Origin of the sequence: Burkholderia perseverans (assembly GCF_022870505.1) — a bacterium.
GTDB lineage: Bacteria > Pseudomonadota > Gammaproteobacteria > Burkholderiales > Burkholderiaceae > Burkholderia > Burkholderia plantarii.
Genome location: NZ_CP045094.1, coordinates 1,441,960 through 1,455,100, shown reverse-complemented (window position 1 = coordinate 1,455,100; position 13,141 = coordinate 1,441,960). Strand labels below are relative to the sequence as shown.

At 71.6% G+C, this 13,141-nt stretch carries 11 protein-coding genes; 6 read left to right on the top strand and 5 right to left on the bottom strand.

What is annotated here, in order from left to right:
* Positions 1-27: 27 nt before the first annotated feature.
* Complete coding sequence (gene mdcA, locus BpN12_RS21040) at positions 28-1,674, bottom strand: malonate decarboxylase subunit alpha (protein WP_246797387.1); 1,647 nt, start codon at positions 1,672-1,674, stop codon at positions 28-30.
* A 268-nt stretch (positions 1,675-1,942) separates the two neighbouring features.
* On the opposite strand from mdcA, the gene BpN12_RS21035 reads away from it, so the two are divergent.
* The 3 genes from BpN12_RS21035 (at position 1,943) to BpN12_RS21025 (ending at position 4,465) form a co-directional block, all read left to right on the top strand.
* A complete protein-coding gene (locus BpN12_RS21035; protein WP_246797386.1) occupies positions 1,943-2,791 on the top strand; it encodes a LysR family transcriptional regulator in 849 nt (282 codons plus the stop codon).
* Between the two features lie 276 nt (positions 2,792-3,067).
* A complete protein-coding gene (locus BpN12_RS21030; protein WP_246797385.1) occupies positions 3,068-3,313 on the top strand; it encodes a DUF4148 domain-containing protein in 246 nt (81 codons plus the stop codon).
* A gap of 354 nt (positions 3,314-3,667) precedes the next feature.
* Positions 3,668-4,465, top strand: coding sequence for an AraC family transcriptional regulator (locus tag BpN12_RS21025; protein WP_246797384.1), 798 nt, complete (start codon positions 3,668-3,670; stop codon positions 4,463-4,465).
* A gap of 30 nt (positions 4,466-4,495) precedes the next feature.
* Here BpN12_RS21025 and BpN12_RS21020 read toward each other — a convergent pair whose 3' ends face one another.
* Both BpN12_RS21020 and BpN12_RS21015 read right to left on the bottom strand, forming a co-directional pair.
* Positions 4,496-5,416 carry a 3-hydroxyacyl-CoA dehydrogenase NAD-binding domain-containing protein gene (locus BpN12_RS21020; protein WP_246797383.1) on the bottom strand — a complete coding sequence of 307 codons (921 nt, stop codon included), beginning with the start codon at positions 5,414-5,416 and terminating at the stop codon, positions 4,496-4,498.
* A gap of 207 nt (positions 5,417-5,623) precedes the next feature.
* On the bottom strand, positions 5,624-7,489 hold the full coding sequence (locus tag BpN12_RS21015; protein ID WP_246797382.1) for a phosphoenolpyruvate carboxykinase (GTP): 1,866 nt from the start codon (positions 7,487-7,489) through the stop codon (positions 5,624-5,626).
* Positions 7,490-8,172: 683 nt separating this feature from the next.
* On the opposite strand from BpN12_RS21015, the gene BpN12_RS21010 reads away from it, so the two are divergent.
* From BpN12_RS21010 to BpN12_RS21000, 3 genes are all read left to right on the top strand, one after another.
* Positions 8,173-8,613 carry an Hsp20/alpha crystallin family protein gene (locus BpN12_RS21010; protein ID WP_246797381.1) on the top strand — a complete coding sequence of 147 codons (441 nt, stop codon included), beginning with the start codon at positions 8,173-8,175 and terminating at the stop codon, positions 8,611-8,613.
* A 21-nt stretch (positions 8,614-8,634) separates the two neighbouring features.
* Positions 8,635-9,108 (top strand): Hsp20/alpha crystallin family protein, encoded by a 474-nt coding sequence (locus tag BpN12_RS21005; protein WP_246797380.1) that lies wholly within the window; start codon positions 8,635-8,637, stop codon positions 9,106-9,108.
* 251 nt (positions 9,109-9,359) lie between these two features.
* Positions 9,360-10,823: a DUF2242 domain-containing protein gene (locus BpN12_RS21000; RefSeq protein ID WP_246797379.1), complete on the top strand. Its 1,464-nt coding sequence runs from the start codon at positions 9,360-9,362 to the stop codon at positions 10,821-10,823.
* A 13-nt stretch (positions 10,824-10,836) separates the two neighbouring features.
* Here the strand turns inward: BpN12_RS21000 and dkgB are convergent, their stop codons facing one another.
* Both dkgB and BpN12_RS20990 read right to left on the bottom strand, forming a co-directional pair.
* A complete protein-coding gene (gene dkgB / locus BpN12_RS20995; RefSeq protein WP_246797378.1) occupies positions 10,837-11,643 on the bottom strand; it encodes a 2,5-didehydrogluconate reductase DkgB in 807 nt (268 codons plus the stop codon).
* A 152-nt stretch (positions 11,644-11,795) separates the two neighbouring features.
* Entirely contained in the window at positions 11,796-12,992 is a 1,197-nt protein-coding gene (locus tag BpN12_RS20990; RefSeq protein ID WP_246797377.1) for an MFS transporter, read from the bottom strand.
* Positions 12,993-13,141: the final 149 nt, after the last annotated feature.

The window sequence follows — 13,141 nt, the reverse complement described above, 5'->3', positions numbered from 1 at the left end:
TCCCGCCAGCCGCGTCGCACGGTTCCGTTACCAGTTCCGAAAACGCGACGGCGGCGCGTAGAGCCCGCCCGACCAATGCACGAGATCCTTCACCGAGCGCGCGGCCAGCAGCCGCCGGTCCGCGTCGAGCGGATCGATGCCGAGATCCTCGGGGCGCCGGATCACGCCGCGCTCGCGCAGCCGCTCGACGAGCCGCCGGTCACGGCCGCGGCCGATCTCGGTGTAGCCCGCCACGCCGCGGATCGCATGCTCGCGTTCGTCGGCGTCGCGGCACAGCAGCAGGTTCGCGATGCCTTCCTCGGTGACCACGTGCGTGACGTCGTCGCCGTACACCATGATCGGCGCGAGATCGAGCGAGAGCCTGTCGGCCAGCCGCAGCGCGTCGAGCTGCTCGACGAACATCGGCACGTTCTTCTCGCCGAAGGTCTCGCCGATCTGCACCACCAGCTTGCGGCCGCGCCGCAGCGCCGCCGGCGTGGCCGGATCGGCCTGCTCGCCCGCCTTCAGCCACGGCTCGCTCGGATGGCGCCGGCCGCGCGCGTCGCTGCCCATGTTCGGCGCGCCGCCGAAGCCGGCGATGCGGTTCTCGGTGACGGTCGAGGAATGGCCGGCCAGGTCGATCTGCAGCGTCGAGCCGATGAACATGTCGCAGCCGTACAGGCCGGCCGTCTGGCAGAACGCGCGGTTAGAGCGCAGCGAGCCGTCGGCGCCCGTGAAGAACACGTCGGAGCGCGCGCGGATGTATTCGTCCATGCCGACCTCGGAGCCGAAGCAGTGGACCTGCTCGACCCAGCCCGACTCGATCGCCGGGATCAGCGTGGGGTGCGGGTTCAGCGCCCAGTGCGTGCAGACCTTGCCCTTCAGGCCGAGGCGCTCGCCGTAGGTGGGCAGCAGCAGCTCGATGGCGGCCGTGTTGAAGCCGATGCCGTGGTTCAGGCGGCGCACGCCGTAGGGCTCGTAGATGCCCTTGATCGCGAGCATCGCGGTGAGGATCTGGGTCTCGGTGATCGCGGCCGGGTCGCGCGTGAACAGCGGCTCGACGAAGAACGGCCGGCCGGCCTCGACCACGAAATGCACGCGGTCGCCGGGGATGTCCACGCGCGGCACGCGGTCGACGATCCGGTCGACCTGCGCGATCACGATGCCGTCCTTGAACGCGGTGGCCTCGACCACGGTGGGCGTGTCCTCGGTGTTCGGGCCGGTGTAGAGGTTGCCGTCGGCGTCGGCGCTGACCGCCGCGATCAGCGCGACCTGCGGCGTCAGGTCGATGAAGTAGCGCGCGAACAGTTCCAGGTAGGTGTGGACGGCGCCCAGTTCGATGCGCCCGCCGAACAGCAGCTTGGCGATGCGCTGCGACTGCGGGCCGGAATAGGCGTAGTCGAGCCGTTTCGCGATGCCGCGCTCGAACACGTCGAGGTGTTCGGGCAGCACGATGCCCGACTGCACCATGTGCAGGCCGTGGATCTTCGCGCTGTCGACCTCGGCGAGCGCCGTGGCGAGCAGGTCCGCCTGCTTCTGGTTGTCGCCTTCCAGGCAGACGCGATCCCCGGGGCGCAGCACCGCCTCGAGCAAGGCCGTCGCGTCGTCGGCCGCCACCCGCTTGCCGCGCGCGAACTGCGCGCCGGCCGCGAGGCGTGCGTCGCGCGCTTGCCGCGCGTGATTCCATCCCGTCATTGCGTCTCTCCTGCGATGGGTATCAGGTATCAGGTCGTGACGACGATTCTAAGCCGCGCCGCGCGCGCCATTGATGATGTTGCCCAATGTCACTCAGAGGCCGCGCCGATCGATCCCGCGCCGCCCGCGGCCGTCTTGCCGTAGACTGCTGCGACGGCGCGCGAGCGGGCCGGCCGCCGCGCCCTCCGGCCAACCGGGCGCGGCCCGCCGGCCGCGCGAACGCCCTCCGCCGCCGGCCGTCGCCGGCGTCGCTCCACTGGATTCCGCCATGCGTCCGTTACCGCCCGAGCTGCTGCGCAGCTTCGTCGCCGTCGCCCAGACCGGCAGCTTCACCGCCGCGTCGGAGCGCGTCAACCTTTCGCAATCCACCGTCAGCCAGCATATCCGCCGGCTCGAGGAACTGCTCGACCGGCCGCTGTTCGAGCGCGACACGCGCAACGTGCGGCTGTCGGCCAACGGCGACGCGCTGCACCGCTACGCGGGCCGCATCCTGGAGCTGATGGACGAGGCGGTGCTGTCGGTGTGCGGGCCGCCGCTGTCGGGCAAGGTGCGGCTCGGCATGTCGGAGGATTTCGCCTCGACGCACCTGGCCGCCGCGCTCGCCAGCTTCATCCAGCGCAATCCCGAGATCGAGCTGGAAATCGCCACCGGGCTCTCCGGCGACCTGTTCGCCTCGCTCGACGAGGGCCGCCACGACCTGGTGTTCGCCAAGCGCATCGCCGGCAGCCGGCGCGGCCGCGTGATCCGCACCGAGCCGCTCTACTGGTGTACCGGGCCCGGTTCGCCGATCACGGGGCGCGAGCCGGTGCTGCCGCTCGCGCTGCACCCGGAGCCGAGCGTGTCGCGGCGGCGCGTGCTGGAAACGCTCGACGCGATCGGCCGGCCCTACCGGATCGCCGTGTCGAGCAGCAGCATCGCGGCGCTGCGGGCCGCGGCGGCGGCCGGGCTCGGTGTGTCGGCGTTCGCCGGCTACGTGATTCCGCAGGGGCTGGCGCGGCTCGAGGCCGATTTGCCGGCGCTCGGCGACCTCGAATACGTGATCGACCGGCCCGCGTCGGCCTCGCGTTCGGCGCTTGCGCTGGAAGCGACGCTGGTGGCGGCGGCCGCGGAGTTTTGAAGCGGCGTGTTGGGGTTTGACGGCGGTGTGATTTCGTGAGGGCCGGGCGGGATCGATATCGACTGTCGGGCGATCGTCGGCATGGCTACGGCGATTCGTCAGCCTCGCCGCCCGATTTAGGAGTCGCCATCCCGCAGGATCCCGAAGCGAACCGGCAACTGACGCGCGTGCCATCGTCCGGTCACGGTCCGGGCAGTGTCGGCCGCCCAGAATGCGTCGCACCGGCCGCCGCGCAACCCGCGCGGGCGTGCCGGAACGCATTCGAAGGAGCCCGTCATGCGAATTTCGTCCTGTTTGCCGCTGCTATTGGCGGCCGCCGCGCCGTTCGCGCAGGCCCAGACCGCCGATCCCCAGCCGGTGCCCGAAAAAACCCACGCGCAGGTGGTGGCCGAACTCGTGCAGGCCTATCGCGACGGCACGATCCCGACCACCGACGGCGACTATCCGGCCGGCGACCAGACCGTGCAGATGAACCGCGCACGCTTCCAGGCCGCGCCGCCGCCCTGGGCGCAGGGCCGCTGAGCGGCGCTTGGCGCTTGGCGCTTGGCGCTTGGCGCTTGGCGCTTGGCGTTTGGCGTTTGGCGTTTGGCGTTTGGCGTTTGGCGTTTGGCGTTTGGCGTTTGGCGTTTGGCAGCGATGATGCCCGGCGGGCGACAGCCGCGGCATGCCTGAAGCGTATCGCGCCGGCCGGCGCGAGCCGCCACCCGCAGCCGGCTCGGCGCTCCCCCTGGGCCCGCCGCTGATCGCGCACCGGCTGCCCGCCCCAACCGCCGGCCGCCCGCACAATCGCCGATTGGCGAACGCGCTGAAACCCCCTACGATTGGCGCGTCCCGCTCGCGGCATCGTGCCGCGCGCTCGTCGCCCGATCCGTCGCCATGTCCCCGTTCGCCGTTTCCCGCTCGGCCGCGCAGCCGCCCGTCGATCATCTGCCGTTCGAAAATACGCCGCGCCCGGTCGCCGCGATGGCCGCGCGCTATCCGCACGGCACGCTGATCGCGCCGCACCGCCACCGCCGCGCGCAGCTGCTGTACGCGATCGAGGGCGTGATGCAGATCACGGCCGAGACCGGCGCGTGGGTGGTGCCGCCCACGCGCGGCGTCTGGCTCGAGGCCGGCCTCGACCATGCCGTGCGGATGAGCGGCGACGTGCAGATGCGCACGGTGTTCGTCGAGCCTTCGGTGGCGCAGCCGCTACGCGCGCGCACCGGCGTGGTGGACGTGCCGCCGCTGCTGCGCGAACTGATCGTGGCGGCGATCGACGTGCCGCTCGACTACCAGCCCGGCTCGCGCGACGACCATCTGATGCAGCTGATCCTGGCCGAACTGATCTCGGTGCCGCAGCTGCCGCTGCATCTGCCGTGGCCGCGCGACGCCCGGCTGCGCGCGGTCTGCGACGCGCTGCTCGCGTCGCCGCACGACGACCGCACGGTGGCCGAGTGGGCCGGCGAGCTCGGCATGTCGGAGAAGACGCTGTACCGCTGGTTCAACCGCGAGACCGGGCTCACGTTCGGGCGCTGGCGCCAGCAGGCGCGGCTGCTGCTCGCGCTGCAGCGGCTCGCGCACGGCGAGAAGATCCTCGGCGTCGCGCTCGATCACGGCTATCGCAGCCAGAGCGCGTTCACGGCGATGTTCAAGCGCCACTTCGGCGTGGCGCCCTCGGCGTTCTACAACTGAGCGCGCGGCCGGCCGGTGTCGGCGCCGCGCTCAGGGCAGGAAGCTGCGGCGGCGCGCCTCGATCAGTTCGACCAGCAGCCGGTCGCGCTCGGCGCCCCACTCGGCGATCGAGCGCTCGCCCTGGATCGCGCGCAGTTCGTCGCCGAGCTGGCGATCGACGCGCGCGTCGAACGACGGCGTGCCGAGATCGTCCCACCAGCTCGTGATCGGCCCGGAGAGATGGTCGAGGAAATGCTCGATGCCGCCGTCGCCGCCGCCGAGGTGATAGGTCAGCGCCTGCCCCATCAGCCCCCAGCGCAGCCCCGGCCCCCACGACACGGCCTTGTCCACGTCGGCGACGCTGACCACGCCCTCGCCCACCAGGTGATAGACCTCGCGAAACAACGCCGCGGCGAGCCGGTTCGCGACGTGGCCGGCCATCTCGCGGTTCAGCACGATGGTGACCTTGCCGAGGCCGTCGTAGAAGCGCCTGGCGCGCTCGATCGTGTCGCGCGAGGTGGCCTCGCCGCCCACCAGCTCGACGAGCGGAATCAGATGCGGCGGGTTGAACGGATGCGCGATCAGGCAGCGCTCGGGGTGCCGCTCGCAGGCGGTCTGGATCGCCGACATCTTGAGCCCCGACGAACTCGAGGCGATGATCGCGTCGGCGCCGAGCCGCGCGTCCATCGCGCGATACAGCTCGCGCTTGACGTCGAGCCGCTCGGGGCCGTTCTCCTGCACGAACCCGACGCCGTCGAGCGCCGCGTCGAGATCGGCCGAGAAGCGCAGCCGCGGCGCGCGTTCCTGCAGGCGCGCCGCGCCGAGGAAGCGCGTGAGCGTGGCCTGCAGCCGCTCGTGCGCGTCGGGCGCCGGGTCGCTCACCACGACCTCGAAGCCCTGATCGAGATAGAACGCGGCCCAGCTCGCGCCGATCACGCCCGCGCCGACCACGGCGATCCGTTGGATGTCCATGAACCCGTCTCCGATATCGATGAATGGCGACGATTGTCGCATCGAATCGGGCCGGCGCGTACGGTCGCTCGCGAGCGATGCGGAGCGCCGCGAGCGGCCGGCCATCTGGTTGCATTCACAACGAGTCCACGATAAAAAACGCCGCACGGTTCGAAGCCCGTGCGGCGTCGCCGCTGGTGCCCGACATCGGCGCGGGCGCACGCTTCGTCAGCCGGCCAGTCGCGCCTCGAACTTCGCGCGCGTCTCGGTCAGCGCCTCGGGCAGCCGCGCCTTCAGCTTGTCGAACAGCTCGTCGTGCAGCGCGAGTTCGTCGCGCCACGCGTCGCGATCGACCGACGCCACCTGCTCGTACTGCTCGGGCGTGAACGCGAGCCCGTCCCAGTGCAGGTCGCCGTAGCGCGGCGTCACGCCGAGCGCATGCTCGACGCCCTCGCCGCGTCCGTCGAGGCGTTCGAGCATCCACTTCAGCACGCGCATGTTCTCGCCGAAGCCGGGCCAGGCGAAGCGGCCCTGCGCGTCCTTGCGGAACCAGTTCACGCAGTAGATCTTCGGCAGCGCCGCGCCGGCCGCCTCGAGCCGCGCGCCGAGCGCGAGCCAGTGCGAGAAGTAGTCGCTCATGTTGTAGCCGCAGAACGGCAGCATCGCGAACGGGTCGCGCCGCACCACGCCCTGCTGGCCGGCGGCCGCGGCCGTGGTCTCGGAGCCCATGGTGGCCGCCATGTAGACGCCCTCGGTCCAGTCGCGCGCCTCGGTCACGAGCGGCACCGTGGTCGAGCGACGGCCGCCGAACACGAACGCGTCGATCGCGACGCCGGCCGGGTTGTCCCAGTCGGCGTCGATCGACGGGCACTGCGAGGCCGGCGCCGTGAAGCGCGCGTTCGGATGCGCGGCCTTGCGGCCGGTCTCGCGGCCGATCCCGGGGGTCCAGTCGTTGCCCTGCCAGTCACGCAGGTGGGCGGGCGGCGTATCGGTCAGCCCTTCCCACCAGACGTCGCCGTCGTCGGTCAGCGCGACGTTGGTGAAGATCACGTTCTCGCGCAGCGTGGCGAGCGCGTTCGGGTTGGTCTTCTCGCCGGTGCCGGGCGCCACGCCGAAGTAGCCGGCCTCGGGGTTGATCGCGTAGAGCCGGCCGTCGGCGCCGGGCTTGAGCCAGGCGATGTCGTCGCCGATCGTGGTGACCTGCCAGCCCTCGAAGCCGGCCGGCGGAATCAGCATCGCGAAGTTGGTCTTGCCGCAGGCCGACGGGAACGCCGCCGCGATGTGGCGCTTGGTGCCGTCGGGTGCGGTCACGCCGAGGATCAGCATGTGCTCGGCGAGCCAGCCCTGGTCGCGGCCCATGGTCGAGGCGATCCGCAGCGCGAAGCACTTCTTGCCGAGCAGCGCGTTGCCGCCATAGCCGGAACCGTAGCTCCAGATCTCGCGCGTCTCGGGAAAATGGACGATGTACTTGGTGTCGTTGCAGGGCCAGCGCACGTCGGCCTCGCCGGCCGCGAGCGGATGGCCGACGCTGTGGACGCAGGGCACGAAATGGCCGTCCTCGCCGAGCACGCGATACACGTCGCGGCCCATGCGCGTCATGATCCGCATGTTGACGACCACGTAGGGGCTGTCGGACAGTTCCACGCCGACGTGCGCGATCGGCGAGCCGAGCGGCCCCATCGAGAACGGCACGACGTAGAGCGTGCGGCCGCGCATCGCCCCGCGAAACAGGCCGTCGAGCGTCGCGCGCATCTCGGCCGGCGCGATCCAGTGATTGGTCGGGCCGGCGTCGTCGCGCGACTCGCTGCAGATGAAGGTGCGATCCTCGACGCGCGCGACGTCGGACGGATCGGATAGCGCGAGGAACGAGTTCGGGCGCTTGACCGGATCGAGCCGGATCAGGGTGCCCTGCCCGACCATCTGCTCGCAGAGCCGGTCGTATTCGGCCTGCGAGCCGTCGCACCAGACCACGCGCTCCGGCTCGGTCAGCGCGGCGACGCGCGCGACCCAGTCGATCAGGCCGCGATGCTTGACGTAATCGGGTACGTCGAGCAAGGCGGAATGCGTGGCCTCGACCGCATTGCTTCGGGTCATGGAAATCTCCTGGTAGTGGGGAAAGGGAATCGGAATCGGGGGGCGGCGCGTGTCAGGTCGGACATCGCGGCACGCGGGTGCGGCCCGGCGAGGTACGCGGCGGTTCGCGGCGAGGCGAGCCTGGCGGGACGTCGGGCGGCACTGGTGAGAGGGACGAGGCCCGGCGCGATGCGGCCGGCGCAAGCGGGCCGGCGGCGCGGCGCGCGCCGGTATCGAGGGTGGAAACGATCGCGTCGATCGGCATTGCCGATACGAATCCTCGTCATAAAAGAAAGAAAACCAGCATACCATCGCGCTCCCGCAGTGTGGGACGGCGGCGCGGCAAGCTAGGGGATGATCCCGATAGGGATCGCCCTGAAGCGAAGGGGCACGACCCCGACGCCGGCGCCCGTGGCCGGTGCGCTCGACCGGTCGATACGACGCGTTGGCTGTTGCAAGACGAGCCCCCCGTCACGGCACGCCCCCTCGACCGCAACGCGACCCATTACCCGCTCCCCGATCGATGCACCCGCAAGCATCGATTCATCGGCACCCCAATTTTTTCCTCTTGAATTCGTCGGCACCGCTCCTACCTGTGGAGCCATGAGGCGGCTGCACAGGGCACCGCCGGTTGACAACGCATCGCACACGTCGCGTGCCGTTCGCGCTCGCGCTTCGTGCCGATCTTCGAGAGGATTCGAACCATGACCACTTATCGTTTCGGGGCCGGCCTGTTCGGCGAACTCGACCGGCTGCAACGGCAGATGTCGGGGCTGTTCGCGGCACCGACGTTCACGGCCGCCGCGCGCGCCGGCCGCTTCGACGCGTTCCCGCCGATCAACGTCGGCATCACCGACGACGCGATCGAGATCGTGGCGCTCGCGCCCGGCATGCAGGCCGCCGATTTCGACGTGACCATCGACAAAGGACTCCTGACGATTACCGGCGAGCGCAAGCCGGCCGAGGAGGCCGACGCGTCGCGCGTGCTGGCCCGCGAACGCTTCGCCGGACGCTTCCGCCGCGCCGTCGAGCTGCCGTCGACGGCCGATGCGGGGCAGATCGAGGCGCGCTACGACAATGGTTGTCTGCGCATCCGTATTGCGAAGCGCGCGGCATCGCAGCCGCGTTCGATCCACGTTCAATAATTTGCCGCGAGGAATATCGCCATGACCACGACTCCCGAACTCATCGAGCGCCCCGCCACCGTCGCGCCGGATCACACCGCCACGGCGCCGCAAGCTGCGGCACCGGAAGCGGCAACGCCGCAAGCCGGCGTGCGCCACGAACCGGCCGCGACGCGGAGCGTCACCGTCACGCCGGCCGTCGACATCGTCGAGGACGCGCAGGGCGTGACGCTGCGCGCCGACCTGCCCGGCGTCGCGAAAGCGGGCCTCGACCTGCGCGTCCACGAGGCGCGCCTCACGATCGACGCGCGCGCCGAACTGCCGGACACGGCGGGGCTGCGCGTGCAGCACGCCGAGTGGCACGCGCCGCGCTACCTGCGCAGCTTCACCGTGAGCCCGTACCTCGATACCTCGCGCATCGACGCGAGCCTGCGCGACGGCCTGCTGACGCTGCGGATTCCGCGCCGCGACGAAGCGCTGCCGCGCAAGATCGAGGTCGGCACGGGCGCGGCCTGATTGAAGGCGGGGTGGCGCGGCACGCGCGCCGGACGCGTCGGGCGCCGCCGCGCCCCGCCTCGCCCAGGAAGACCGGGCTTCGAACCGATCCCGCCGCAACGCCGGCGGGATTTTTTTCGTGTCGGATCCAACACCGCAACTGCGGGGCGGCATCAGGGGAAACTATAATAGCGGCCGGTCACGCCTTCGGCCCGGCGTCGCGTCACGCGTCGGCGGGCGCGTGCCACGTGGCCCACCCTCTACCCGACGCCATGCACAATCGATCCAGACTGATTTCCCTCACCTGCGCGCTCGCGGCCTCGGCCGTGCTGGCGGCCTGTTCGTCGGCGCCGAAACCGCTTTACACGCAGGAGCAGTTCGACGCATCGAGCAGCCCGTACACGCACACCTTCCACGAGAACGCGACGGCCACCTGCGAGGCCGCGCGGCGCGCGCTGCTGAGCCAGGGCTACATCACCAACCTGACGCGGCCGGACACCGTGGACGGCAGCAAGAACTTCCAGCCGAACAACGATTCGCACGTGACGATCGAGTTTCACGTGGTCTGCGTCGACGCGGACGCCGATTCGACCTCGACCATCGCCTACGTGAACGCGGTGCAGGATCGCTACACGCTGAAGAAGGCCACCACCTCGGCGAGCGTGGGGCTCTCGGTGCTCGGTTCGGTGTCGCTGCCGATCGGTTCGAGCGACGATTCGATGGTGAAGATCGCGAGCGAGACGATTCCGGCCGGGGTGTTCTACGACCGCTTCTTCAAGCTCGTCGATCACTTCCTGAAGGTCGATCCGGCTCGGCACGGCAAAGCGGCCGCGAAGGCCGCCGAGAAGGAACCGGTGGCGCCGCTGCCGGAACCGGCGCCGAGCACCGGCGCGCCCGGCGACGACGGCGCCGTGAAGCTGAAGACGCCGGCCGTGCCGACGCCGCCGGTGCCGTCGCCCGCGCCGGTATCGGGCCTCGCGCCGGTGCCGGTCGCGGCGGCGGGGGCCGCCGGCGCGCTCGCCACGGCCGCGCCGAACGGCGCGGTCTCGGCCACGCCGGCGACGTTCCCGGCGGTATCGCCGGCCGCCGCGCCGCATGCGCAGGCCGCGGCGAACGGCGGTGCGGGGGCGAATCTCACGCACGCCGCGAACACCAGCAATGCGGACAACGCCGCCAACGCGGCGCCGAGCCCGGCCACGCATGCGGCGGGCGGCCCGCAGGCCGTGGTCGCCTCGACCGGCACCTCGGCCGTGACCACCGGCTCGGCCGCGCAGCCGATCGCCACGCCGGCACCCGATGCACCGGCCGCGCCGGCCGACGTGCAGTCGGCGCTGGCGACGCCGCACACGGCGGGCACGATGGCCGCGCCGGCGGCGAATCCGGCCGCCGCGGCGCCCGGCGAGCCGAACCAGCCGGGCACGCCCGCTGCTGCGCCGGCCGCGCCTGCCGCGAGCAGCGCGGCCGCGGCGAGCGCGGCGGCGGCAGTCACGGCGGCCACGGCAACGACGCCCGCCGCGTCGGCCGCCGCCGCGCAGCCCGCCCCGGCATCGCAGCCCGATCCGGCCGCCGCCAAGGCGGCAAACCCCACCACCCGCGCCGCGAACCCGCCGGCAGCCGCCCCGGCACAACCGGCGCCGGCCGCCTCGGCTGCTCAACCGTCGTCGGCCGCCTCGGCCAACCCCGCCTCCACCCCGCTCACGCCGGCCGCACCGGCGCCGGCCAGCGCCCCGCAATAAGCGCGCGGCGCACTCAATCCCAGTCGGGCGCCAGCCCCGCCGGGCTCACTTCGCGTCCGTTGCGTTCGAGTTCGGCGATGCGCGCCATCTCGTCCTCGTCGAGCCGCAGGTTGCGGGCCAGCAGATTGCTCGCCAGATTCGCGCGCTTCGTCGACGACGGAATCACCGCATAGCCAAGTTGCAGTGCCCAGGCCAGCGCGACCTGCGCCGGCGTCGCGCCGCGCGCGGCCGCGATCGCGCCGAGCACCGGGTCGCCGAGTACCTTGCCGTAGGCGAGCGTCATGTACGAGGTCACGGCGATGCCCTGCGAGGCCAGGAACGCCACCAGCGCGCGGTTCTGCAGATACGGGCTCAGCTCGATCTGGTTGGTCGCGATCGCGCCGGCGCCGAGCACGTCGATCGCCTCGCGCGTCAGCGCGACGTTGAAGTTCGAGATGCCGATCTCGCGCGTGAGGCCGCGCGCTTTCGCGTTGGCGAGCGCCTCGAGCGTGGCCGCGAGCGGCACGCCGTTGCCGGGCGCCGGCCAGTGGATCAGCGTCAGGTCGACCCGGTCGGTGCGCAGCTTCGCGAGACTGGCCTCGAGGCTCGGCACGAGCCGCTCCGGCGCGTAGTGATCGACCCAGATCTTGGTCGTCACGAACAGCGCGTCGCGCGCGATGCCCGATTCCGCGATCGCGCGGCCCACCTCGGCTTCGTTGTCGTAGATCTGCGCGGTGTCGATCGCGCGGTAGCCGAGTTCGAGCGCGTCGCGCACCGAATCGACCACCACCTGCCCTTTCAGGCGAAACGTGCCGAGGCCGAACGGAGGAATGCGATTCATGATTCGTTGTCCTGTCGATGAGAACGGAGAAAGACCGGCGCGGGCGGGCCACCGCGCGCCCGAAAGCCGATGCGCGGTGAGGTGGGCGCCGCGGCGCCATCGATGAAGACGGGCGACCGGCCGGCCGATACGGTTGACGTTGCTGCCGCGGCTCAGCAGGCGGCCGGGCTCGGGCGCCGGCGCATCTGCGAAAGCACCAGCAGCAGGCCGAGCACGGCGATCGAGGCGCCGACGACCGGCACCGCCGCGTAGCCGAGGCCGGACGAGATCGCCGCGCCGCCGGCCGCCGCGCCGAGCGCGTTGCCGAGGTTGAACGCGCCGACGTTGACCGACGAGGCGAGCCCCGGCGCCTCGGCCGCGGCGCGCATCACGCGCATCTGCAGCGGCGGCACCACGGCGAAGGTGGCCATGCCCCACACCAGCAGCGCCAGCGCGGCGCCGAGATGGGTGGCGGCCAGCACCGGGAACGCGGCCATCACGACGATCAGCAGCAGCAGGAACGCGATCAGGCTGCCGTCGAGCGAACGGTCGGCGAGCTTGCCGCCCGCCACGTTGCCGATCGAGAAGCCCACGCCGATCAGCACCAGCATCGCGGTCACGAAGGCCGGCGTGGCATGCGTGAGCTGCGCGAGCGCGGGCGCCACGTAGGTGTAGAGCGTGAACATCGCGCCGGCGCCGAGCACCGTGGTGGCGAGCGCGCCGAGCACCACCGGCCGCGTCAGCACCGCGAGTTCGGCGCGCAGGTTCGGCATCGCGCCCGTCTCGCCCTTCGGCAGCGCGGCGAGCAGGCCCGCGATCGCGAGCAGGCCGAGGCCGGCCGTGGCGACGAACGACATGCGCCAGCCGATCGCCTGGCCGAGCCAGGTGGCGGCCGGCACGCCGCCGACGTTGGCGATCGTGAGCCCCATGAACATGGTCGCCACCGCGCTGGCCTGGCGCTCGCGCGGCACCACCGAGGCGGCCACCACCGAGCCGATGCCGAAGAACGCGCCATGGTTGAGACTCGTCACGAGCCGCGCGAGCAGCAGCGTGGTGTAGTCGGGGGCCAGCGCCGAGAGCAGGTTGCCGAGCGTGAAGATGCCCATCAGCAGGATCAGCGCGGTGCGCCGCGAGGCGCGCGCGAGCAGCAGCGTCATGATCGGCGCGCCGACCATCACGCCGATCGCGTAGGCGCTGATCAGCATCCCGGCGGTCGGGATCGACACGTGGACACCGTCGGCGATCACGGGCAGCAGGCCCATCGGCGAGAACTCGGTGGTACCGATACCGAACGCGCCGACGGCCAGCGCCAGCAGCGGCAGGTTCGAGCGCGCGGCCGGCTGCGCGGCGCGGGTGGGGGAAGCGTTCATGGCGGGCGGATCCTGTAACGGAGCGGGCGCGGCCGGCGGGAAGCCCGCCGCCGCGCCCGCGGATTCGGTTGAGGCGTAGTGTGCCCGGCATGTTGCCATGCAAAAAGCTGCCTTGTCGCGAAAGACCCTTGATTGCGAGTCAAGGATCA

What these genes read in the sequence shown, in the direction of transcription:
- BpN12_RS21005 (WP_246797380.1), top strand. Translation starts at nt 8,635, where the DNA reads ATGACCACGACTCCCGAACTCATCGAGCGCCCCGCCACCGTCGCGCCG.
- BpN12_RS21020 (WP_246797383.1), bottom strand. Translation starts at nt 5,416, where the DNA reads ATGGACATCCAACGGATCGCCGTGGTCGGCGCGGGCGTGATCGGCGCG.
- BpN12_RS21035 (WP_246797386.1), top strand. Translation starts at nt 1,943, where the DNA reads ATGCGTCCGTTACCGCCCGAGCTGCTGCGCAGCTTCGTCGCCGTCGCC.
- BpN12_RS21030 (WP_246797385.1), top strand. Translation starts at nt 3,068, where the DNA reads ATGCGAATTTCGTCCTGTTTGCCGCTGCTATTGGCGGCCGCCGCGCCG.
- BpN12_RS21000 (WP_246797379.1), top strand. Translation starts at nt 9,360, where the DNA reads ATGCACAATCGATCCAGACTGATTTCCCTCACCTGCGCGCTCGCGGCC.
- mdcA (WP_246797387.1), bottom strand. Translation starts at nt 1,674, where the DNA reads ATGACGGGATGGAATCACGCGCGGCAAGCGCGCGACGCACGCCTCGCG.
- BpN12_RS21015 (WP_246797382.1), bottom strand. Translation starts at nt 7,489, where the DNA reads ATGACCCGAAGCAATGCGGTCGAGGCCACGCATTCCGCCTTGCTCGAC.
- BpN12_RS20990 (WP_246797377.1), bottom strand. Translation starts at nt 12,992, where the DNA reads ATGAACGCTTCCCCCACCCGCGCCGCGCAGCCGGCCGCGCGCTCGAAC.
- BpN12_RS21025 (WP_246797384.1), top strand. Translation starts at nt 3,668, where the DNA reads ATGTCCCCGTTCGCCGTTTCCCGCTCGGCCGCGCAGCCGCCCGTCGAT.
- BpN12_RS21010 (WP_246797381.1), top strand. Translation starts at nt 8,173, where the DNA reads ATGACCACTTATCGTTTCGGGGCCGGCCTGTTCGGCGAACTCGACCGG.
- dkgB (WP_246797378.1), bottom strand. Translation starts at nt 11,643, where the DNA reads ATGAATCGCATTCCTCCGTTCGGCCTCGGCACGTTTCGCCTGAAAGGG.